We start from the raw sequence: 20,829 nt of genomic DNA, 5'->3' as shown, positions 1-20,829 counted from the left end.
CCCCCCTAATTGTCGTCACATCCAGCGTGCTTAGTTGACTTAACATCATTAACAGCAATTCGTTGGTAATGTGCCTAATCTAAAAATCAGACACTAAAGCTCAACGGCCCATAAACCCAATTAGATTCATACCTTAGCCGCGCCCCGCCAGACAGCGTATACATGCGGCGGAATGTAGTAAGATTCGTTGCTGGAATTTTGGTTGAGCACCACGACACAATGCGAGCAGCTTAGAGTGCGTTCACCGTTGGCACTCATGCCATGCCAGCGCGCATTGGCTCGATCAAATCAGCCCCCCCCCCTATCAATGATGTTGCACCATTTTTCACCGGGGTTTGATGGGTGCCATAACGTCACCCAGTATCACCGCACGAACTATCTAAGTACGAAAACTTACTAGACGACCGGTCTAATCACTGTTAGTCTCACCGCCATGAACAGTAAAACACATGACACAAAACAGCATATTCTCGATGTGGGCCATCAATTGGTTGTCACCAAAGGCTTCACTGGTATGGGTTTGTCTGAACTATTAAAGAGTGCCGACGTGCCGAAAGGCTCGTTCTATCACTACTTTGCCTCAAAAGAACAATTTGGCGTGGTATTGGTAGAGCAGTATTTTGCTCGGCACCTTGCGGCGCTACGGCAAATATTTGAGCAGCCGAGCATCGGTGACTATGAAAAACTGCTGCAATACTGGCAAAAGTGGCATGAACACAACAATGCACAATGCCAAAACGGCCGTTGTTTAGTTGTCAAACTGGCGGGTGAAGTATCCGACCTATCTGAAGCCATGCGCCAAGCATTTTTGATCGGCACAGAGCAGATTATCAGCGCCCTCACCTCAATGCTTGAGCAAGGCAAAGCCAATGGCACCTATCCGATTGACGATGCACGCTATTGTGCCGAAGTGCTGTACAACCTGTGGCTTGGAGCCAGCCTGCTAGTAAAAATTAGGTTAAATGACAGTAGCTTACAACACGCGTTACAAGCCACGGCTCAACTACTTGGCCGCCAATTGCCGCATTAACGGCTAGGTTGGTTTGACGCTATAACCAGATTTATTCGCGCTTATTAAATTAAGCTTTTGTAAAACGAGGAAAGTGCAAACAGCCCCTTGGCTACAGGGTGACCATGATGTATTTGCGTACAGTGCTGTTTTTATTGCAGGCAGATGCAAACCGCAGTAGCAGAGTTACAAGGTCACGCACTCAACAAAATGAGTAAGTCGCAGTATTTGGCTGTGAGCTATATATTGGGTTCCCCACGTTAGCTACGCAGCGTGACGAACACTCATCGAGAGTAACAAGTGGGCTTTTTACATAACCCTTGCTAGACGACCGGTCTAATAATTCACTAAGGACATTTAATATGACTGATACCAACCAACGCATCGTACTGGCTTCACGTCCAGTAGGTGCACCGACCGCCGCTAACTTTCGTTTAGAAAATGTGGCAAAGCCTGTGGCCGCCGAGGGGCAAGTGTTGCTGCGCAATATCTATTTGTCGCTTGACCCATACATGCGTGGTCGTATGAGCGATTCAAAATCTTACGCAGATCCTGTTGCCATTGATGATGTTATGGTCGGTGGTGCTGTGTGCCAAGTGGAAGTATCCAACCATCCAGATTATGAGGTTGGCGAATGGGTATTGAGCTACCAAGCAGGTTGGCAGCAATATGCCGTTACTGATGGTCAAGACTTGGTGAAACTCGGTAAACAGCCAACGCTGCCATCTTATGCATTGGGCATTCTTGGTATGCCAGGCTTTACCGCCTATGTTGGTCTACTGGATATCGGTGCACCAAAAGCCGGTGAAACGGTGGTGGTAGCTGCCGCGACCGGCCCTGTAGGCGCTACTGTAGGCCAGATTGCTAAAATCAAGGGCTGCCGCGCCATTGGTATCGCGGGCGGTGCCGAGAAATGTCGTCACGCGGTGGAAGTGCTCGGTTTTGATGCCTGTATCGACCATAAAGCGCCAGATTTTGCCGAGCAACTCGCCGCAGCCTGTAACGATGGCATCGACGTCTATTTTGAAAACGTCGGCGGCAAAGTATTTGATGCCGTTATGCCGTTGCTGAACGACCATGCCCGCATTCCGCTATGCGGTTTGGTATCACAATACAACGCCACAGAGTTACCAGCAGGTCCTGACCGTATGGGCAGTCTGATGGTACAACTGCTGGTGAAACGCATCAAAGTTCAAGGGTTTATTATCTTCGATGGTAACCAACACCGTTACCCCGCTTTTGCCAAAGATATGCAGCAATGGTTGAGCGAAGGCAAAATCCAATACCGTGAACAGTTGGAACAAGGCTTAGAAAATGCGCCGCAACAACTGATCAACCTGTTGGAAGGTAAGAACTTCGGCAAAGTCGTCATTCAAGTAAATCAACCGCTGTAATCGTGGAACGACATTTGGCTAACTAGCGCCTCGGCCATAGCTATCACGATGTTTACTGCACCATAAAATCGATAGTTATGGCCTGACTGCTACCGCAACACTTAGGGCGCCTGAAAAGGCGATATTGGCACAAGAAGCGATAAGCACAGACGTCCGCTCACTCTCAGCGATTAATGCTGTATCGTAATCGGCGTTTCGGTCCTAATCCCATCACTCGCAAAAGCTACGATGCTTCAATAAGATTGTTTTGGTCCAAATAGCGGCACCATTTCAGTAAAATGTCATTCCACAGCGCTACCAATGCTTGCCTAAAAACACATCAACTATGTCTCTAGCTATACATTAAAACTTAAATCAACAAATAGTTACAATATTAAAACAACCTTAATACTTTAAGCGGGTTATATTTTCTCCAAAATGATTCATCGTCAATTTGGATGATGTGTAATTGTATAAGGAAATTGAATGAAAAAAGTATTACTAGCCACAGCACTGTTATGTTTTAGTTCTGCGCCAGTGCTAGCGGAAGGAACGCACTATACTGTTACCGGTGGTATCCCCTATTTTGTCATACCTGAAATCTCCTACTCACCCAATGCTGAACAACGTTGGTTTGCTAATTATAAGCTCGGCTTAGATGATGGGTTTTCTGCCGGTTTTGAACAAGCCGTTAGTGACAATAATCGCCATGCACTTGGTATTTTTGGAGGCGCTTTAGGGGTAAGGCGCAGCCATGTAGTACGCTGCAATAATGAATCTCAGAATGGTGAACAAGAAAATATAGGTGATGCATTTGATGAACTCGGATGTACTCTAGCCGTTGAGGTCCTAGAAACGATTTATAACAATCGGACCGTCAATGGCGTGGGGCTAAGTTACAGCTATAACCGTCATGGTCTTAGCGAGCGCGGTTTGCGCGTGCGTCTAGAGTTTGGTTATGGCCGTATTGAAGATGCCAATTTTGATAAAAATGGTGTCACTGGTGGCATAGCTGTCGGCTACCAATTCTAATATCTTCTAGGGAAGGTGGACTGATCATTCACACCTTCCCTCAAAAAGCCTATCTGTTGGCTAGTCTTCCTGTACCAATCAACACACATCCCTATTTACCTTGTCAGCCGATTATTCTTGCGATACGTCAATTAACCCTCGTTCTGTGCCTCTTCGAGCCAACGGTATAACGTGCGGCGAGTGACCCCGAGAATTTGGGCGGCATGGGCTTTGTTGCCCTGCGTTTTTTCTAGCACGTAATGCACATAGTCTTGTTGCAGTGACACCAACGGCGGCAGAGCTTCCGACGATAGTCCCTCAAACACGCTTTGTACCGCAGAATCTTGTGATTGGCGCAAACGCTGTGGCAGATGCTCCGGCTTAATCTCTTCGCCCTCACAAAATACTGCCGCTCGCTCCATCGCATTTTGCAATTCGCGCACGTTGCCGGGAAAGTGGTAATTGAGCAAAATTTGCCACGCGGCCTGACTCAATTGCCGTGCTTGCGTTTTGCCACTTTGCTGTTGTTGGGTTAAAAAGTAGCGCGTGAGTAGCGCGATATCATCACCGCGTTGGCGCAAAGGCGGCACTTGCAAGGTAAAGGTTTCTAGCCGAAAGAATAGATCTTCGCGGAAGTCATTTTCTGCCACCATCGCTTCTGGGTCGCGGTGTGTCGCAGCAATAATGCGCACGTCCACTCGCACCTCTTTATCGCTGCCGACAGGTCGCACGGTGCCTTCTTGCAATACCCGCAATAACTTAGCTTGCAGTGCCAATGGCATTTCGCCAATTTCATCCAGCAGCAGCGTACCGCCCTCGGCTTCTCGCAAAAGCCCTTGGCGGGATTTGCCAGCGCCGGTGTATGCACCGGCTGCGTGACCAAAAAATTCACTTTCTAGCAGTTCACTGGGGATACCAGCGCAATTGACCGCCAAAAATGGTCCCAGTTTGCGCTCACTTTGTTGATGAATCGCTTTAGCAACTAACTCTTTACCAGTGCCACTTTCGCCCAACACCAAGACGGGCCCATCAGCACGCGCCACCTGCTCAATACTTTTAAACAAACTCTGCATCGCGGCACTTTCGCCGAGCATACCGTGAAAGCGGCGACCGCCAACGCTGGCTTTTAGCTGCCGATGCTCCAACAAGCGCCGCACAGTCAATAAACAATGGTCCATATCAAACGGTTTGGTGAGAAAGTCATCAGCGCCCGCTTTTAATGCTTGTACTGCTTGGTCGACTGAGCCAAAGGCAGTGATCAATAACATCGCAGGCGCATTGTTCATTGCTTTCACCACTGGCAACAGCGTGATGCCATTACGACCAGGCAGGCGCAGATCGGAGATCACTAAATCGATATTATGTGTTTCGAGTAAGGGTTCGGCAGCTTCCACCGAGTCAACCGCCTGCACTTGATAGCCTTCCGCCTCCAGCTCTTCACAGAGTAATTCGGCTAACGCCGCATCATCCTCGACCAATAAAATATTCATGATGTTATCTCCTCAGGAAAACGCAGCGACACTTGTAGACCACCCGCATCGGCGCGGCTTAACCGCAGTTCGCCGTGATGATCGCTGACAATGTTATGCACAATCGCCAGCCCTAAGCCTGTGCCCTGCCCTTTGGGTTTGGTGGTAAAAAAGGGTTCTAGTAGTTGTTGTGGTTCAATATCGGCGGCAATGCCTGCGCCATCATCCCAGATCGACAGACTCCAACCATCAGGCTGTGTTTGGTAGACCACGCCAACGTGCGATTCCGCCGCCTGACACGCATTACGTAGCAGATTGACTAGCACCAGTTCAAAGCGCGCGGGATCGACCGTCACCACAGCGTTGTCGGCAATATCCAGCGTGATCTGTGGCGGCTGCGGCGCTAGTTCATGTTTGACTGAATCCACCGCGGCTTGCACCATTTCCAGCAGTTGCAGGGTTTCGCGCTGCGCACCACTGCGAGAGAAATCCAACAACTGATGCACAATACGCGTCAAGCGCTGCACTTGACCGCGAATTGCATCCAGTTCGCGCAAGGCTAGTGGGTCATCATTGTTGCGAGTTAGCCTACGAGCGCGCCCATCAATCACATTGAGCGGTGCGCCGAGTTCATGGGCGATACCGCTAACTAACCGCCCAAGCGCCGCCATCCGCTCCTGTCGTTCGAGCTGTTGATTGAGCTTGATCTCTTGTGCTTGGTGCGCAGCAATGGATGCTTGCGCCCGTGCCATATCGTCCAACATCTGGTTAAATGCTTTAGCAATAGTACCCAACTCAGTAGCGCTCGATTGCGGCGCACGCACACTGAGTTGACCACGGCCGACATCGGCCATCACCGCAGTTAAATTAGCCACCTGACGCCCAACCGCCTGACGATAGCCCAGCAATACAATGCCGAACGTTAACAACCCCACTATGCCCCAACTGCCCCAGGCCCAATAGGCAATACGGTCCATCGTGCTAGAAAAATCACTGGCGCGACGCGTCACTTCAACCATGCTGGAGATCTTGCCAGTTTCATCCGTCACTGGCACAAAGTGGGAAAACACACGGCGGCCAGCTTGATGTTGATAGGCATCGCCGTCTTGTCCAACGCGCACCATCTGCTGTGCCAGCGGATTGTCTGCGGTGTCTTCTTGGCGGGCAATTCCCGCCGCCGCAATACGCTGCCCCTCGCCGTTATACACCGAGGCGCCATAAACCTGCCCCAACGAAAACACCGCATCCAAGGTGCGTTGTACCGTCGCTAAATCGCCTTGGTTGATAGCTTCACCAATCGGTACTCTAATGGCTCGTGCGATCAGCTTGATGTCGTCTTTAAGCTTACGCGTCTGCTGCTCCGCCATGTAGTGGGTGCCAATACCGATGGAGGCGCCAGATAACGCCCACAGCGGGATAAACACCAATAGCAGTATGCGCATTGCTAATGTCATGCGGTATTTTTTCGTCACAATAGCTCCTTGTCACCCGTGATACTCGCTTTATTTAGCGAACGACATAGTGATGATGTGCCTCTACGCCTCAGCGATATGTTGACGTTTCAGCAGTTACTCAAGGTGTATACATTTGTCACTACCACCGTTTTTCACCGTATCATAAGTAGACACTCGTGCTCAAAGGCCGTGCTAAAACCAGCCGAACAAAATAGTAATTAAGTTAATAAATACAGTGAGATGAAAACAAAATTTACAAGTTGGCAGGCTTCTCGCAATAGTGATAGCGATTTTAACAAAACGGAAGGAAGTCTCATTATGCGTAAACTAACCATTACCGCTCTGATGTCTGCAATGTTAGCCACCGTACCCGTTGCCTCCGTACTTGCTGCACAACAGCAACAAGCACCCGCTGCGGCAACACAGCAAGCTCAACCGGTTAATGTCAGCGACGAACAGTTAGAACAGTTTGCTGGCGCACAGGAAACGGTGAATGAGATCCGCGTGGATGCAATGGCTAAACTTGAAAAAGTTGAAGATCAAAACGAGGCGCAAGAGATCCAGCAGCAAGCCAACGAAGACATGGTGAGCGCCGTCAAAGACAGCGGTCTGTCGGTTGAAGACTACAACCTGATTGCTCGTGCGGTGCAGAGCGACACCAAACTAGCTGCACGTTTAAAAGAGATGGGTAACGGCTAGTTGCTTAAGTGGCGTGTCTATGGGCACGCCACGCTCTTTTGCGAGTTGCGAGTTGCGAGTTGCGAGTTGCGAGTTGCGAGTTGCGAGTTGCGAGTTGCGACAACATACAACCACCGAACTACTCCGCAACAGTAAAATTAGCCCACCATCAAAAAAGCCGCCATGGATAAACCTGACGGCTTTGTTCTGACGAATCTGCGGTTACAAGCTCAACGTTAAGCCCACAAACACCGCACGCCCGGGCAGTATCACTTCTACGTCGTCAGCGTCTTCATTTGGCTGTTCATTGGTAAAATTGGTCATACCTGCACGTAATTTGATGTGATCATTAATGCGGTAGCTTCCACCAACATCAAATTGCGAATAGCCGCTACGACGAATTTCGCTGCTATCTAAGTAGGTGCCATAATAGTTGCCTGATGCATACAACATAAACGCATCGGTCACGTGCCAGTCCAATTTCAGATTTGCCGTATGACGGGGACGGTTATTGAGCTCATCGCCAGCACCAGTCTCGGTGTCCAAGTAGGTATAGTTGGCTTTTAAGCTGACATCGTCAGAAAGATCCACGCCGCCCGTTAATTCGACACCTTGCAGGGTTACTTCATCTTCATTGTAATAAGTACGTGTAGGGCTTACGCGGTCCCATGCACCAACGGTAATCATGTCTTTTACTTTGTTGTGATATACCGTAGCGGAGAGTTCATAAATACGCTCACTCCACATGGCGGATAACTCATAGTTGACACTGGTTTCGGGGTCTAAGTCTGGATTACCAGTCAAATTACACCGACCACCGCAGCTCACGGAAGCAAATGTTGGTGACGATTCAAACAGTGATGGCGCACGAAATGCCGTTCCCACCCCACCTTTAATCACCAAACCGTTAGTCGCATCGTAAACCAAGTATGCACGCGGGCTAAAGTGACTACCATACACTTGGTTATCATCATAACGACCGCCGAGGGTCACACTATATTGACTGCTGATATCAAACTGATCTTGGATAAAAGCAGCCGTTTGCTCAATGCTATCGCCGCCGTCAATGGGATATTGCACCGGATCATCGACTTCAGTCTTGCGGTATTCTGCGCCAATAGTCCAATCTTGATATAAGGCGTTAAAAAATGCCGAACCGCGATAAATAGAGTTGGTTTCCTGAATATCGCGTCCTAACGGTGGCTGTAAGCGATATTGCGTGTTGTAATCATAAATGTCAGATTTTTCGCGATAGGCCATCAATTCAGTGCCACCCCAGCGCCATTCACCTCGGTGTGTAAGGCTAAAGGTATTACGCTCAACTTTTTGCTCACGCTGTGCGGTGGCGGAATAGTTATACAGCGGCGTTTTGTCCTTATCGTAACGGTAATCAAGCTCTAAACTTTGGTTATCGGCAACCTGCCAATCAAATGAGGTGTACAGTTTAGTGGTTTTGCGTTCCTCAATCGTGACATAGTCTGGCGTTAAAGAGGCTTCATTCCATGCGTCCTGCTCGGCAGTTTCGGCGGTGAACATCACCCCTAAGGTATCGGTCAGTTTACCTGCGCCAAAGAGATTGGTACGTGTGCGATCACCGTCATCCCCTTCAGTTTTTGCACTATATTCGGTATCTAATGCCAGTGCCCACTCGTCATTGGGGGTTTTGGTAATGACGTTAATCACCCCACCCACCGCATCAGAGCCGTACAGCGCTGACATCGGTCCACGCACAACCTCCACCCGAGCGATCGCATCCACAGGGATAGCGGTAATATCAAAGTCGCTACTCCCCCGCCATAATCCATTTGATGAAGAAACGCGTTTACCGTTAATCAGCATCAATACATAGCCACGGCCCATACCACGTACATAAATATCGTTACGACCTGATGGGCCGGTGGTTACGCTCACCCCAACACTTGAACGCAGCACATCGCCTAAATCCTTGACCGGCATTAACTTGATTTCATCGGCATCAATCACCGAAATCGATGCTGGCGCAGTACTCAATTGCTGATCCTTGGCACTGGCGGTAACGACAATACGTTCCATATCACCATCATCAGCCCAAATCTGTCCACTGACCATTAAAGCCAACGCGCTCAGCGTTAATGCTGCTGTTTTTTTCATCCTTTATCCCTCAAGAAAATTAACTCATCGAGAATCATGCCCCGCTAATGGCTTACTTGAGGTTGCTGATATTGTTTGGCTGTTATCCAAATGCAACGCGTGTGAATTGCAGCGCGGCGAGCGACGCATAGTCAACTAAGTGCAACAACGGTCAGCAGCTCACAAGACATATTTGGGGGGAAGCGTCTCGAAAACGGGGCGAGGTTAGCAATCGCAACAAACAATTACAAATGATATTTATTCGTATTTGCTTTTATAAATAGGTTTTTACCAAAAAGTGTTTAATCTTTACTTTAGCATCATCTAACTAAGCTAAATTTCAGTATCTTACTGTACGGTTTAGGATTTTTTGCTTACCTCAGTAACCGCAGTAATAAGCAAAAGCCACGAAGATAAGCGTCATTGATGAAGTTAGCCACCGAGCAGACATTCATCTCCTGCGCTAGCGCAAGCAAGACGCGGTGAGTTACTGGCAAGAGTCCTCGCGTTAACAAAGCACTGTTAAACGTTGACCATGGCAAAGCGCTACTGCCAAAGCGGCAACCACTGATGTGTTTCCAGTTCAAAGATCCGCTGCTAAAAACCATTAATGAAACTGGCGCATAGGCAGCTAACCACCATTATGACAACACGTCTTTACTCGCCAACAACTCCTGCACTACCGCAGGCAGATAACAGCGTACTTTTTGGGTAATGCTCTGTTCATGTTTTTGCCATAACACGCCAAGATAGACAATCAGCAAGCCTAGCAGCGTCAACGACATCGGAAACAACCAGCTATCTTTGAATACATCATCCGCCAGATGCCCGAGATAAAACGTACAACCCAAGGCGCCGAACACTACAAACACCCGCCGCACCAGCACAGCACCGACAGCGATCATCAACAAATTAATGCCGAAATACCCTAATTTGGCGAGTTCACTATCAGATTCTTGCGTGGTCAAACCGCACCAAAATGCCAACACACCAAACAGATAGATCCAAAAAGCGTAATCGGCACTATGGCGCGCACGAATATCGACCCAAAACGCCAGCGCTATCATCAACAGCCCTGCATACATCGACACCAACTTGCGCAGTTGCCAACTGTAGTCATCGCCTGCCAGCATGACGGTAACGTCCATTGTCAGGTACCACAGCGTCACCGCAATCGGCATCAACATGAACGGATATTTGAGTTTCCACGCCATGATCACGCCTACCGACAAGGTGCCTAGCTCCATATATAGCCAATACCAACGCACATAATGGTGATAGTCACGATAGTTACCCGCCGATTCCGGCCACAGCCCCAACGCTTGTTGCACACCATAGATAGCTAACGGCGTTAAAACCACCACAAACGTGGCGCAGATACCAGCAGGAATAACCAGCGATTGTTTGGCAAACCAGCGCGTTAACGATAGCCCTAACAGCGCATACACCAGCGAAATCGCCACAATACCTAGGCCGCCAAATGCCTCCCAGCCAAGGTTCATAAACAGGCTCATGGCACCAATGGCAATCAAACCACCGACATAATAGAGAATATGAGTAAAGCTGAATTGGGCTTCGTTGCGGCTTTGCTGCTCGAAAAAGCTAAACAGTCGCTCCGCCTGCTCGGCTGAAACTATCTGCTGCTCCACCGCTTGCTTGAGCCGTTGACGGGTGAGTTTCATAAAGACGTCCTTGCTTTAAATAAATAATCACCAAGCGACAGTTAACATTCAATCACCACATCGCCCGGGCCGAGTCGCACATGGTTAAGCGGCTGTTCGAGACACTCCACCTCGCACCAGTCAACTGGATTATCCGATTCACAATCTTCGATAATGCGATACTCACTACTGGGCGTATTACACAGCTGCGCCGGTAGACGGGTGAAGTTCGCCGCGGATGTTACGCCGTATTGATCACATTGAGAGAGTAAACTAAGCGCCGCTTCCAGTTGCTGCTTTTGCGCGATAAGTTCGGCCTTCACCGCTGCGTCTTGCGGGGAATGTAACTGCGCCACAACTGCCGCCAGTGCATGTTTTAGCGTGACTTGCGCATAATCCGCCATGTGCCATTAATCCTTATTGCTGCGAGTCAATAACTTGCCGAGTGTTACTGCTAATATCAAAGTAAACCCAGTCAACCTCGGTCATGCCCTGACTTAAACACTCCCGCTGTAGTGCTTGTATCAGGTGATAACCTTGCGCAACAAAACTGGCTTTTTCCGTAGCATCGGCAAAACCTGAGACGACCGGATTATCCGCTACATACGTGGCTTGATATTGCGCATCCCACGCATCAATCTGCTGCTGCAACTCAATCGAAATAGCCAACGATACGGGATCAATATTTTCGCTGACACCGCCATCAATACTGCACCACAGAGGGAAACACTCATAGTCAGCCATTAGCATTATTTGCATTAACACTCCTTATTGAGTCTTTCCGTTGCTGGTGAATGGTTGTTCGTTCTTATCACCCGATCTCGCCTCCATTACGCTCAGTGATAGCACCTTAAAAAACTAATCAGCTGCAGCAACTTAACGCTTGGCGGCGGTTCAGTGGCTGACATGCCACTGAACCGCCGTCACTCAATGTCCAACGGCGCAAAATCTATTCGCTGCTTACTCAATAATACTCGCCATGAACGCTGCCTTGGCCGCCTCAAATTCATCATAATTGGCACTGTTATCAGTAGTTAAAAACTGCAACCAATGCTGAGTTTCTGACGCTGTGAGTTGGAACTGCTGGCAAATGTTTACTACCGCCTCAGGCTCATCCTCAAAGCAGTCGTAGGCACGGCAGAAAATCGCAAACATCAGTTGACGGTAATTGGCATATTCTTGCCTCACTGCACCATCCTCGGTGAAGAGTTCGATAAAACACTGCTGCTGCGGATGATGGAACACCATAGTCGAAAAATCAGCATCGGCAATCACGGGCATCAATACCCCTTGTGAATATGCCGCTTGTTCGGCGTCCGTCATCAAGAAGTATTCTTCTGGGCAACCAACCAAAATGGTGATGTCATCCTTGGCATACTCCCCGGCATATAACCGCTGAAAAAATGCCGGAAATCCCATCTGCTCAAAATACGCTAACGCCTGCGCTTTGGTCGTCATCGTTTTACCTCAAATGCAAACGGCACAAATTGTATCAAACCACTGTTTTTGCTGTGGCGTCAGCGGCGAGCCGACTTTAACGGCACCGCCAAGCTCATGCAAAAATCCCTTGCCTGCTGGCATCTGCCCCCGCGCCAGCCCATCGTCAATATGTTGCTGCCACTTGGCTAATTGCGCGCCAGTAAAATAGTCGTGCGCCAGCGCTGCCATGGCGGCGTAACATTCTTCGTTTGTCGGCCATTCGAGAGCCATCGTACCTTTCCTCGGTTATTCGGTATAACTCAGTAATAACAACGGCTGGTGAGTCACCACCTGCTCAACTTGCTGTAGCTGTTCAGGAGTGATATCGCGGTAAACCTGCTGCATTAACATGAGCAGTTGCGTGACATCAGCGCCGGTTAACGCGCGGGTTTGGTAAAAGCCTAAATAGCTAGCTCCCACCCCAAGCAACCGATACCCAAAATCACGCTGTAGCCGCTCCGCCAAGCGATAGCTTTCCATCGGTGACAAATCACTGCTGAAATAGCCATTAGGTAAGCCAAGCAGTGCCTCAAGCGGCTCACTGACTGGCACTTTGATCAGCAATATCACATCATCAATCACGCTAAGCGGTTGCTGGTTGGCGCGCAAAAAATCTACTTCATAGTCCGTGGTAAAACCGATATTGCGCTCAATCACTTGCTCAAAACTGGTCTCGGCTAACCGCTGCTGAAAATTGGTTTGGCGAATGATCATTTCGGCGGGAAGCGTCACATAGCCAACGTGCTTGCCATCTTCAAAGCGCGTCGCTGGCAAATGCGACAGATCTAACGCGGTGCTGAGGGTGCGAACGTCATCGAGGTCATGCGATAAGCAAGCATGACAAGAGGTGTAATCGGCTTGTGCCAGATCATCTAAGGTGAGCAACCATTGATGGTCTGGCTCGGCGGCGCGCTGCTGCTCGTAGAATGCCAACACCTCATCAAAACTTTGGTAGTCGGTCAGTCGATAATAATCACAACATAAATCAACGCGTTCATGCGGCGCGCTGCGGAATTCCGTTTTCATTGTTAGCTCCTCATATCCTCAAACAGTTGCGGCAACTGCTGCTGCCAAGTAAACCACTCGGCCATGGTGATACCAAAGGTCGGTGCCGTCAGCGTTGGCGTGATTGGACTTTGCGCTTTGATGAGTTCGACCTGCCCTGCTGGATCGGGCAGCCAATTTAAGCCAGCCACATACCATTGCTCGACTCGCGCCTCACCAGCGCGTGGTAACGTCAACGCGGCTACGCCGTCAAGCTCAGCCAATTGCGGCGGTTGGCTGAAACGTTTGGCAAATAGCTGTATAGCGGGCATCTGGTTATAGCCATACATATCAAACACGTAGGCGCAGTAGTAATAGTCGCCATAACGAATGCTAACCACATCACCTTGGCGGAAAAACGTCGGGCTGTCGGCTTTATTGGGTTTGCGGGCAATGAGGCTAGTTGGCGTGCTGAGCAGCGTTTTCAGCGCATCACTTTGGCGGAAAAATTGATCCGACAACACCACGCGCTCATTCAATAGGTCGATATCCTTGAGCGCTTGCGCAGTTAAAACGGTATCGACTAAACCATACTTGTGCAGCAAAATCGCCATTAACAGGCGGTTTTTGTAGGAATAATACTGCGGAGATTCACTATTGGGTTGTGGGTCCGTCAACGCTAACTGCCAACGATGTTTGAGCGGATTGATGATCAGTTCCTGTGGGCTTTCACCTTGGCTGAGGCTACGCCACTGCCAATTTAATAAGCCACGGATATCCGTCTCCATCGTGTTGATGTACGAGCTGTTAACGATCTGTTTTGCTATCGCGCCATGTTCCATATGCTTAACGTCCTAACGACTGTTTCCAGTAAAACAACTTGCGCGACACCATACTGGCTGTGACATAATAAGTCACGCAATTGCACCGTTTTTATTTGTTATGCTCACCTATCGGCTTTTTTGACACGCCTAAGTCACACTCGGTCAGCAAAATATCAACACTCGCACCAGCAGTTACTCTGGCGGATTTAATACGGCTAGAGTGTAGTAACGGATAGAGTTGAATTATGGGTTTTAGCGAATATTGTCAGCGACTTAGCGCCTTGTATCTGGCTCAACAAGTGCCATTTAACTTAGCGGCACCAGCCACTGACGCCGCACTGCTTGCGGCCGAACAACAACTCGGTTTTAGCATCGCCCCAAGTCTGCGTAGCGCTTGGCAAGTGGCCGATGGTGGTGACAGTTGGCAAGCCATGTTTGCCCGTCCAAATTTCCTCACCGGGTATGATTTTTTATCGCTGCAACAAGCGTTGGCCGCGCGAGCGAGCATGCAACGGCGTGCGCCCAACTATGCCGACTATCAAGCTCCCGAACCGCGTGACTCACGCATTGATACTGGCTGGTATCAAGCTCATTGGTTGCCTTTTGCCGCATTCGGCGGTGGTGAGTTGCTATTGATATTTGATCACAAGCAGCAACAAATCATCGGCTTTCAACACGATCCCGATGCCATAGTGTGGGTGTGCGACGATTTTTCGCAACTACTGCACGCCTCACTGACGGCTTTTGAACAAGATCCTGATGAATTTATTTTCCCTGAATAACCCAATACCACGGAGTTTTTATGCAGTGTCCCGCATGTACTGAGAAATTTAGTGCCCGCAAAATCAAAAAGGTGCGCGATGGTCAACGCGGCATGGAGTTTCAATGCCCGCATTGTAGCGAGTGGCTGTTTAACGAACCTAAGATGGTCAAACTGAAAATGTTTGGTGCGCTGGTGATGCTAGTCAGCGCTGTGTCTAGTTTCTTTATCCACGACGAACAGCTACTGCAAAGCCTGTCTTGGGTCACTTTCAGCGGTGCCGTTATTGCACTGTTTGCCATTTACAAAGGCAAGTTGCTGAAAGCATAAGCTAAAGGAATACAATACAAGGATGTTGCTATGAGTGAAAAAGTAAACTGTATCAGCGCCGATTGTGCCGCGATGATCCTACCAGAAACCGCCGAACGTACCGGCGGCTTGTGTATGCCATGTCAGCGAAAACAGCAGCAACAAGCTGAACAGGCTTATATCGCCGCCAATCGGCAAGATATTGATCCCTATGCCGGATTAACCGATGCGGTCGAGATTATTAAACAGCGCCATGTGCAGCGGCCGTTTAATAAGTTAATCCGCTATGCCAGCTACCAAGGCGATATCACCGCGTTATATCAGCAGTTAAACCAATCCCAAGTCGATGATTTGATCGCGCACGACATTGCGCGCCATCAAGCAGGCGACAATGATTACTTTAGTGACTTGTCGTTAGAGTTGGCCGCATTCAGCCAAGGCGATCTCAGCCGCTTGCAACACTATCTACTGCAACACCATGCTGATGCGCCCGCGATGATCTTTCGCAGTGCCGATGCAGCCATGACGCAGTTATTGCTTGAGCGCATTGAGCAATACCGCACAGACCGCGGCGAGCTCAACAATCTACTTTGCGCATTAGCGTGGATTGGCAATGCACAAGTCGTGCAGCAATTTGCCGCGTGGCGCCGCACACCACCGAATTGGGCGTCATTGCTTTATTGCCCGCCGTGGCAATATGCCCATGAAGCTGGCTGGGAGTTGGATGCCAATGACCAACGGCGCAACTTGTACTTTGATGCTTGTTACCCGTTAGAAATCACCGCTAACCGCAGCGGTCATCATGCGTTTACCACCGAATCCACGCCCTGCCCGCAATGTCAGCATCCGCTCACGATCATGCTAGGTATAGATTTAACCGCGCCTGAGTGTCGATTTCTGCCATTTGATGGTGATGTATTAGCACTAAAGAACTGCCAAGTGTGCAGCTGTTTTGGCGGCGCAGAGTTATTCACCCGTATTGGTGCTGGAGGCGCCAACTGTTGGCTCGATACCGAGGCCGTTATGCAAGAAGATGATTGGGAACTCGCCCCCGCGACCAATTTCAAACTAGGCAAGCAGCGCCCCGCCTGGTTTGCCGCGCATGAATTTTTAAGCGCCACCACCCAATCACAACTTGGCGGCTTGCCTGCTTGGGTACAAGATACCGATTATCCTTGTTGCCCGCAGTGCCAACAAACTATGACCTTTGTCGCGCAAATCAGCCGCGCCGAGACAGAGGAATATGGTGAAGGGATGCATTATCTGTTTGTTTGCCCAAGCTGCCAGCTCAGCACTGCTGGCTATCAGCAAACCTAAACATCAAGCTAGCGCAGGTGCGAACAACGCTTCGCACCACGCTGGATTTGTAAGCCATGTCGGCTCAAAACAACTGGCATGCTGGAACGTGGTAACGTTGGCTAACAAGCAATGCGTTAGCCTTTGCCTGCGGTTTTCAGTTCAATACAGACTGAAAACATATAACGTAACTCCAACGCGGTTGGGACATTTTTGAGTTAAAGCATCAACCCTAACTCGTCAATTTCGAATAAAAATTTCTATGGGTTAACGCCGCGTTCACCGGCTTGTCCGGTGCAACGCTTTGTTAGCCTTAAATTAGTTTGTTCATGTCTATTTTATAGCCAGACTGTTTCATCTCTTTTGCTAGTTGTAGGTGCCAAGCCGATCCTTCATCGAGACTAATGTATACGACACCACTAATGTCGTTTGGAAGCTCAAGCTTACCGTCAACTAGAGCGGAGACGTTTTGGCGACCAAGTCTACCGATAAGATAGCCATGTTCAAAAACCACATTCTGCCTCGCGCGAACATTCAAATTATCGGATTCTGACTTAACATTACCAACATCATCGGGGGTATATAGAACAATTGCGAATCCAACATCTGAATAATGCTCGATTTTTTCAATTATCGTTCTTCCAGAACTAGCTTTCTCATGAAGGATAATTGCTTCAAAGCCTAACTTCTCAACAAATCTAGCAGCTTTATTTTGAGCGCTTTCATCATGACCATGAACAATAAACACTCTAGTGGGCTCGCCTTCTTTAGCCTTTTCGGTATTGCTTTTAGTTTCTGTTAGGGCTTTCTTGTATCCGACAGCGCCTTCGATAAAGTCATCTGTTACATCTGTAGCTCTTCCAATTGCTTGGTATGTGTAAGATGGCCCTCCAATAAACGCAACTGATGATGCTTGATCCTCAGCTTTAATCTGAGGGATAAAAGACTCAATTGTTCTTTCGCTTTTTGAGATTGTTATTCGCTCTAGATCATTTGGTTGAACAGTTTTTCCGTTAATGACGATTGGCATTCCTTTCTCATAGGGCTCAACAAATCTTGAAATCAACTGTTCTTTGGTGAGATCTGTTTTGTACTCACCGTAATACTTATCTGATTTTGGTTTAATTATTACGTGATAGAACACGATTTCTCCTTAAAGAGGCTAACGCTTTGCTAATTGGCTGCCGCAGCGCAGCGTAGGCAGTCCAGTGAAGGCCATGTTGTTTGTGGCCGGAACGAAATTAAGCAATTTGTTATACGTTTTTGCATTTACTTTCTTCATGGCTGCCACTTGTTTTTAGCTGAACGTCTTTGACTGAAGGGTTGGCATTTGAAAGTGCGACATAAACCTCAGCAACCATAACTGGCCCTGCACAATAGTCAACGTCTAAGGTAACCAGTGAAAACTTTATTTGTTTCAACTTACTTTCTAATTCTGTTGAGTTCAGCTCTTCATCCGAGCTGTTGATTGAATAGCTGCTTTCCTTTACAAAAATTGTGACCGACTCATTGGCAAGTACTTTGCCACTAATTGCCAAAAGAAATACTAAAACCAGAATGTAACGCATGAATCCCTCCAAAACGTATAACATTTTATTCGTGCGCATGCGCGTTTACCTCGTTGGACCAGTTAAAACGCGCACAGTTAACTATTTGTATGTAATGAACTTATCAGCATTTTACTCAATTCACCATCTGGAAAAACGCGCATGTGCGTTTCTCAAACTTATTACCTAACCCATATATTTTATAACCAAATGAATTTATTGATATTTATTTATATTGGAATGTAAAAACGCGCATGGGGTTGGGATAAAAATCGCCATGATTTCAATATGACTGCATACCCGTACAGCTTTTAGGTATTTCAAAGAAGGACAACATTTGCGTGAAATGGATGAAAATTTGTAGGCGAGAAAGTCAGCATTTGACTGCACCACAGACAACGAGTTAACTCGTTTTGGAGCAAACTCGCAGCTAATTGGTGAGAGCAGCAATGGCGACGCTAAGTACAGATGAAACAACAAAAAGGCTATCGAACACCCTAAATGTGCGTGACAACATGCCCTGGTTAGCTTTGACTACAGCCTTTGTTTAACAGCCATTGCTGCAAGTTTTGCAGCCATATTTTTGAGTTGCCAGCACTGTGGTGATGGTTATTCTCAGCAAAGCATCGCACAAAGTTGTGAATTTCTTGTTCAGACATCTTTAGCATTAACGACACCTCAGCAATTGTCGCAGCGATTCCACGGTCTTCCGCAGAGGCAAATGCCGCTTGCCATATTTCAATATCCGTTTTGAATTCCACCCAAATATCTTGGTAGTACCAAGTCTCTAGTAGGTATACCAAGATTGGAAATTCGTCTCTTAACGCTGCTGCTCTATTCATCATGTAAACCGCTCAGAAACGGCGCGTCGCCTCAGTTTGTTATATGTGGTTCCAGCATAGGTTTTGAGCCAATTTAAACCGTTGCAAAAATGTCGAGCACGATGTTTTTACTGACAAGATTTTCGGTACTTTAACGCCCCAGCAGCCAATTTTCTGGCAACGTGATGACCATTTTTTCATGATCATACTCAGGTGCATTTTGGGCACCGGCATCTAACAGCTCTTGAGGAATCCGGCTGTTAAACCACTCCTCATCCAAATCCCCAAATTGGGCTAAATAATAGCTGACTTGGCATAGGTAATCATAAACGAGATGACGATAGCCGATAACGCCTGGCTGACTTTCAACTCGTTGTAATTGTTTGAGAACCCGCTCGATAAAGATAGGTATCATCTGATAATTTTTGCTGATAAATAGCGCGACGATTTGATTGGTAAAACACACAAGGCTGTATAAATTATCACTCATTCGATAACACTGAGCAGGGATCATTGCTTGGTGATTCAATAACAGATGAAACTTTTCAATTTCTTTTCTAGCTGATTTTTCATTTGAATTCGATGGATTCATTTTATTCCTCACGCCCAGATGGCAGCTAACGCTGAACTCAGTTGTAAAAGATCTAGCACGACATTTTGCAAGCAACTTAACCGGTGTCTTTCAGCGTTTTCTCCATTATGAAATGCATTTGCCACACTTTGGATATAACGCCACATACAACCTGAGCGGAAAAAAGTGCGACAACGCCAGACATCCGTATTACTTTGCCTTGTTAGGTTCATTGCTTCGTAAGTGTCGTGGCCTTTGAGGAGAAAGACAAAGGCCTCGCCTTGCCTAACCCATTATTCTCTATCGTGAGAGCATTGCCGTTTATCGCTATTATTGTTGCGATTTTCCCTCGGTCGCCAAAATCGATGTCAAGGTCATAGGGGTTGGAGGAGCCATTGACGCTATAAATTCCTTGTCCAATGTCTTCAGAGACTTGCAGATTTAGCTCGCTGTTTTCTTTAAAAATCATGATAATTTCTTGCCCTGCTGTTGTAGCACCTGCCCACCGTCCCTCAAGTTCACTTTCTATGCTAGGTTGACAGCCTGAAAGAAACATAAACATCACGGCTACGAATAACTCCTTCAACTTACTCTCCTTTTTTGAACATACCGTTTTATGTTGGTGCGCATGTGTGTATTTCCGAGACATGATTAATCATCCACAAGCACTCAACCCGCATCAGCTTTTAAGTCACTGAAATCAGCGTTAGCTAACTTGGCTTTTTCGATAAACAGCATCAGCATGTCGCCGTCGTGCCACAAAAAATCGAGCGCCTCATCTGAGGTAATGGTTAGCAGTGACATCCACTCGTCTGACGGTGTTGGGTCATACGCTAAGCTATAAAAAAACGGATAACCGAGCAGGTAATTTTCACTGTAACCGTCAAGCTCGGCTAAATCGTATAAGGCGTCAGTATCAAACGGCCAGTCTTGGCGTAAGTCTTTTCGCCGCGGAATTTCGATGCCGCAACTGAACTGCAATTTTTTCGCGGCGCTGACTTCAGCTTGAGGATATAACGTCAGTTCATTGATATTGGGATAGTAATAAGCCAACACGTAGCCGTCATCGCCCCAGAAAATCTCTCCGTCATCATCGTAAGCGTATAGCAATACCAGCAGCCCTGACTTAGGTAATAAGCAGCTACTATCGTTGATTTCAGCAAAGTTTATCTGGCCTAAAAAGCGATATTCCCCGAGTTCGTGAGTTGGCCAGACAAAGCCTTTCGGCAGTAGCGGTTGCCCACCAAAGCGGCTTTCGTGCGCTTCGGGCGCCTCGGTTGCATAGGTGATATCAACGCTAGGTTTACTGATCGCAGTTAAATAGTCGGCATGCGGCGCTAGCTCGGCATCGTGTTCAATAAAATGTTTGAGTACTTCTGCTTTCATGCTGCGCTCCTTGGCGGCTTGGTCAGATTTTTAATATCTAAATAGGGTTTACAGATGGCTAAAGCGGTCACGCCCGATCGTGCCCATC

At 48.0% G+C, this 20,829-nt stretch carries 23 protein-coding genes; 7 read left to right on the top strand and 16 right to left on the bottom strand.

Features of this window, described 5'->3' with window-relative positions:
* Positions 1-433 precede the first annotated feature (433 nt).
* The 3 genes from L9G74_RS04685 to L9G74_RS04675 all read left to right on the top strand — a co-directional run bounded on the left by L9G74_RS04685 (position 434) and on the right by L9G74_RS04675 (position 3,414).
* A complete protein-coding gene (locus tag L9G74_RS04685; protein ID WP_238895116.1) occupies positions 434-1,030 on the top strand; it encodes a TetR/AcrR family transcriptional regulator in 597 nt (198 codons plus the stop codon).
* A gap of 341 nt (positions 1,031-1,371) precedes the next feature.
* Positions 1,372-2,403, top strand: a complete 1,032-nt coding sequence (gene curA, locus L9G74_RS04680; RefSeq protein WP_238895115.1) for an NADPH-dependent curcumin/dihydrocurcumin reductase — start codon at positions 1,372-1,374, stop codon at positions 2,401-2,403.
* 465 nt (positions 2,404-2,868) lie between these two features.
* Positions 2,869-3,414 carry a hypothetical protein gene (locus L9G74_RS04675; protein ID WP_238895114.1) on the top strand — a complete coding sequence of 182 codons (546 nt, stop codon included), beginning with the start codon at positions 2,869-2,871 and terminating at the stop codon, positions 3,412-3,414.
* Between the two features lie 131 nt (positions 3,415-3,545).
* Here the strand turns inward: L9G74_RS04675 and L9G74_RS04670 are convergent, their stop codons facing one another.
* The gene (locus L9G74_RS04670; protein WP_238895113.1) at positions 3,546-4,883 is read right to left on the bottom strand and encodes a sigma-54-dependent transcriptional regulator; all 1,338 of its coding nucleotides are present in this window, start codon (positions 4,881-4,883) and stop codon (positions 3,546-3,548) included.
* Positions 4,880-6,334, bottom strand: a complete 1,455-nt coding sequence (locus L9G74_RS04665; protein ID WP_238895112.1) for a sensor histidine kinase — start codon at positions 6,332-6,334, stop codon at positions 4,880-4,882. Before L9G74_RS04665 ends, L9G74_RS04670 begins: the two co-directional genes overlap by 4 nt.
* A gap of 300 nt (positions 6,335-6,634) precedes the next feature.
* Here L9G74_RS04665 and L9G74_RS04660 point away from each other — a divergent pair, with 300 nt between their 5' ends.
* Positions 6,635-7,015, top strand: coding sequence for a DUF4168 domain-containing protein (locus tag L9G74_RS04660; RefSeq protein ID WP_238895111.1), 381 nt, complete (start codon positions 6,635-6,637; stop codon positions 7,013-7,015).
* 201 nt (positions 7,016-7,216) lie between these two features.
* Here L9G74_RS04660 and L9G74_RS04655 read toward each other — a convergent pair whose 3' ends face one another.
* From L9G74_RS04655 to L9G74_RS04620, 8 genes are all read right to left on the bottom strand, one after another.
* Positions 7,217-9,124 carry a TonB-dependent receptor domain-containing protein gene (locus L9G74_RS04655; RefSeq protein ID WP_238895110.1) on the bottom strand — a complete coding sequence of 636 codons (1,908 nt, stop codon included), beginning with the start codon at positions 9,122-9,124 and terminating at the stop codon, positions 7,217-7,219.
* A 620-nt stretch (positions 9,125-9,744) separates the two neighbouring features.
* Positions 9,745-10,785 (bottom strand): DUF2157 domain-containing protein, encoded by a 1,041-nt coding sequence (locus tag L9G74_RS04650; protein WP_238895109.1) that lies wholly within the window; start codon positions 10,783-10,785, stop codon positions 9,745-9,747.
* A 41-nt stretch (positions 10,786-10,826) separates the two neighbouring features.
* On the bottom strand, positions 10,827-11,168 hold the full coding sequence (locus L9G74_RS04645) for a hypothetical protein (protein ID WP_238895108.1): 342 nt from the start codon (positions 11,166-11,168) through the stop codon (positions 10,827-10,829).
* 13 nt (positions 11,169-11,181) lie between these two features.
* A complete protein-coding gene (locus tag L9G74_RS04640; protein WP_238895107.1) occupies positions 11,182-11,523 on the bottom strand; it encodes an immunity protein CdiI family protein in 342 nt (113 codons plus the stop codon).
* A gap of 201 nt (positions 11,524-11,724) precedes the next feature.
* Entirely contained in the window at positions 11,725-12,222 is a 498-nt protein-coding gene (locus L9G74_RS04635) for a hypothetical protein (protein WP_238895106.1), read from the bottom strand.
* Positions 12,223-12,231: 9 nt separating this feature from the next.
* Positions 12,232-12,474: a hypothetical protein gene (locus L9G74_RS04630; RefSeq protein WP_238895105.1), complete on the bottom strand. Its 243-nt coding sequence runs from the start codon at positions 12,472-12,474 to the stop codon at positions 12,232-12,234.
* A gap of 15 nt (positions 12,475-12,489) precedes the next feature.
* Positions 12,490-13,269 (bottom strand): hypothetical protein, encoded by a 780-nt coding sequence (locus tag L9G74_RS04625; RefSeq protein ID WP_238895104.1) that lies wholly within the window; start codon positions 13,267-13,269, stop codon positions 12,490-12,492.
* A 2-nt stretch (positions 13,270-13,271) separates the two neighbouring features.
* Entirely contained in the window at positions 13,272-14,069 is a 798-nt protein-coding gene (locus L9G74_RS04620; protein WP_238895103.1) for a hypothetical protein, read from the bottom strand.
* A gap of 227 nt (positions 14,070-14,296) precedes the next feature.
* Here L9G74_RS04620 and L9G74_RS04615 point away from each other — a divergent pair, with 227 nt between their 5' ends.
* From L9G74_RS04615 to L9G74_RS04605, 3 genes are read left to right on the top strand one after another with little or no spacing between them, the layout of a single operon-like run.
* The gene (locus tag L9G74_RS04615) at positions 14,297-14,833 is read left to right on the top strand and encodes an SMI1/KNR4 family protein (protein ID WP_238895102.1); all 537 of its coding nucleotides are present in this window, start codon (positions 14,297-14,299) and stop codon (positions 14,831-14,833) included.
* A gap of 20 nt (positions 14,834-14,853) precedes the next feature.
* On the top strand, positions 14,854-15,141 hold the full coding sequence (locus L9G74_RS04610) for a DUF2306 domain-containing protein (protein ID WP_238895101.1): 288 nt from the start codon (positions 14,854-14,856) through the stop codon (positions 15,139-15,141).
* Between the two features lie 30 nt (positions 15,142-15,171).
* The gene (locus L9G74_RS04605; protein ID WP_238895100.1) at positions 15,172-16,437 is read left to right on the top strand and encodes a hypothetical protein; all 1,266 of its coding nucleotides are present in this window, start codon (positions 15,172-15,174) and stop codon (positions 16,435-16,437) included.
* A 292-nt stretch (positions 16,438-16,729) separates the two neighbouring features.
* Here the strand turns inward: L9G74_RS04605 and L9G74_RS04600 are convergent, their stop codons facing one another.
* The 6 genes from L9G74_RS04600 to L9G74_RS04575 form a co-directional block, all read right to left on the bottom strand.
* Positions 16,730-17,560, bottom strand: coding sequence for a TIR domain-containing protein (locus L9G74_RS04600; RefSeq protein ID WP_238895099.1), 831 nt, complete (start codon positions 17,558-17,560; stop codon positions 16,730-16,732).
* Positions 17,561-17,669: 109 nt separating this feature from the next.
* Positions 17,670-17,984: a hypothetical protein gene (locus tag L9G74_RS04595; RefSeq protein ID WP_238895098.1), complete on the bottom strand. Its 315-nt coding sequence runs from the start codon at positions 17,982-17,984 to the stop codon at positions 17,670-17,672.
* Between the two features lie 503 nt (positions 17,985-18,487).
* Positions 18,488-18,808 (bottom strand): hypothetical protein, encoded by a 321-nt coding sequence (locus tag L9G74_RS04590; RefSeq protein WP_238895097.1) that lies wholly within the window; start codon positions 18,806-18,808, stop codon positions 18,488-18,490.
* 127 nt (positions 18,809-18,935) lie between these two features.
* Complete coding sequence (locus tag L9G74_RS04585; protein WP_238895096.1) at positions 18,936-19,376, bottom strand: hypothetical protein; 441 nt, start codon at positions 19,374-19,376, stop codon at positions 18,936-18,938.
* A 208-nt stretch (positions 19,377-19,584) separates the two neighbouring features.
* Positions 19,585-19,941, bottom strand: coding sequence for a hypothetical protein (locus tag L9G74_RS04580; RefSeq protein WP_238895095.1), 357 nt, complete (start codon positions 19,939-19,941; stop codon positions 19,585-19,587).
* Positions 19,942-20,024: 83 nt separating this feature from the next.
* Positions 20,025-20,741, bottom strand: a complete 717-nt coding sequence (locus tag L9G74_RS04575) for a YwqG family protein (RefSeq protein ID WP_238895094.1) — start codon at positions 20,739-20,741, stop codon at positions 20,025-20,027.
* Positions 20,742-20,829 lie beyond the last annotated feature (88 nt).

This window comes from Shewanella electrica (assembly GCF_022321485.1).
Classification (GTDB): Bacteria; Pseudomonadota; Gammaproteobacteria; order Enterobacterales; family Shewanellaceae; genus Shewanella; species Shewanella electrica.
Note: the sequence above shows the minus strand (reverse complement) of the source record. Positions and strands in the feature narration are given on the sequence as shown.

Excerpts from the sequence above, each read along its gene's own strand:
- L9G74_RS04685 (WP_238895116.1), top strand. The coding sequence starts at position 434 with ATGAACAGTAAAACACATGACACAAAACAGCATATTCTCGATGTGGGC.
- curA (WP_238895115.1), top strand. The coding sequence starts at position 1,372 with ATGACTGATACCAACCAACGCATCGTACTGGCTTCACGTCCAGTAGGT.
- L9G74_RS04675 (WP_238895114.1), top strand. The coding sequence starts at position 2,869 with ATGAAAAAAGTATTACTAGCCACAGCACTGTTATGTTTTAGTTCTGCG.
- L9G74_RS04670 (WP_238895113.1), bottom strand. The coding sequence starts at position 4,883 with ATGAATATTTTATTGGTCGAGGATGATGCGGCGTTAGCCGAATTACTC.
- L9G74_RS04660 (WP_238895111.1), top strand. The coding sequence starts at position 6,635 with ATGCGTAAACTAACCATTACCGCTCTGATGTCTGCAATGTTAGCCACC.
- L9G74_RS04655 (WP_238895110.1), bottom strand. The coding sequence starts at position 9,124 with ATGAAAAAAACAGCAGCATTAACGCTGAGCGCGTTGGCTTTAATGGTC.
- L9G74_RS04650 (WP_238895109.1), bottom strand. The coding sequence starts at position 10,785 with ATGAAACTCACCCGTCAACGGCTCAAGCAAGCGGTGGAGCAGCAGATA.
- L9G74_RS04645 (WP_238895108.1), bottom strand. The coding sequence starts at position 11,168 with ATGGCGGATTATGCGCAAGTCACGCTAAAACATGCACTGGCGGCAGTT.
- L9G74_RS04640 (WP_238895107.1), bottom strand. The coding sequence starts at position 11,523 with ATGCAAATAATGCTAATGGCTGACTATGAGTGTTTCCCTCTGTGGTGC.
- L9G74_RS04635 (WP_238895106.1), bottom strand. The coding sequence starts at position 12,222 with ATGACGACCAAAGCGCAGGCGTTAGCGTATTTTGAGCAGATGGGATTT.
- L9G74_RS04630 (WP_238895105.1), bottom strand. The coding sequence starts at position 12,474 with ATGGCTCTCGAATGGCCGACAAACGAAGAATGTTACGCCGCCATGGCA.
- L9G74_RS04625 (WP_238895104.1), bottom strand. The coding sequence starts at position 13,269 with ATGAAAACGGAATTCCGCAGCGCGCCGCATGAACGCGTTGATTTATGT.
- L9G74_RS04620 (WP_238895103.1), bottom strand. The coding sequence starts at position 14,069 with ATGGAACATGGCGCGATAGCAAAACAGATCGTTAACAGCTCGTACATC.
- L9G74_RS04615 (WP_238895102.1), top strand. The coding sequence starts at position 14,297 with ATGGGTTTTAGCGAATATTGTCAGCGACTTAGCGCCTTGTATCTGGCT.
- L9G74_RS04610 (WP_238895101.1), top strand. The coding sequence starts at position 14,854 with ATGCAGTGTCCCGCATGTACTGAGAAATTTAGTGCCCGCAAAATCAAA.
- L9G74_RS04605 (WP_238895100.1), top strand. The coding sequence starts at position 15,172 with ATGAGTGAAAAAGTAAACTGTATCAGCGCCGATTGTGCCGCGATGATC.
- L9G74_RS04595 (WP_238895098.1), bottom strand. The coding sequence starts at position 17,984 with ATGCGTTACATTCTGGTTTTAGTATTTCTTTTGGCAATTAGTGGCAAA.
- L9G74_RS04590 (WP_238895097.1), bottom strand. The coding sequence starts at position 18,808 with ATGATGAATAGAGCAGCAGCGTTAAGAGACGAATTTCCAATCTTGGTA.
- L9G74_RS04585 (WP_238895096.1), bottom strand. The coding sequence starts at position 19,376 with ATGAATCCATCGAATTCAAATGAAAAATCAGCTAGAAAAGAAATTGAA.
- L9G74_RS04575 (WP_238895094.1), bottom strand. The coding sequence starts at position 20,741 with ATGAAAGCAGAAGTACTCAAACATTTTATTGAACACGATGCCGAGCTA.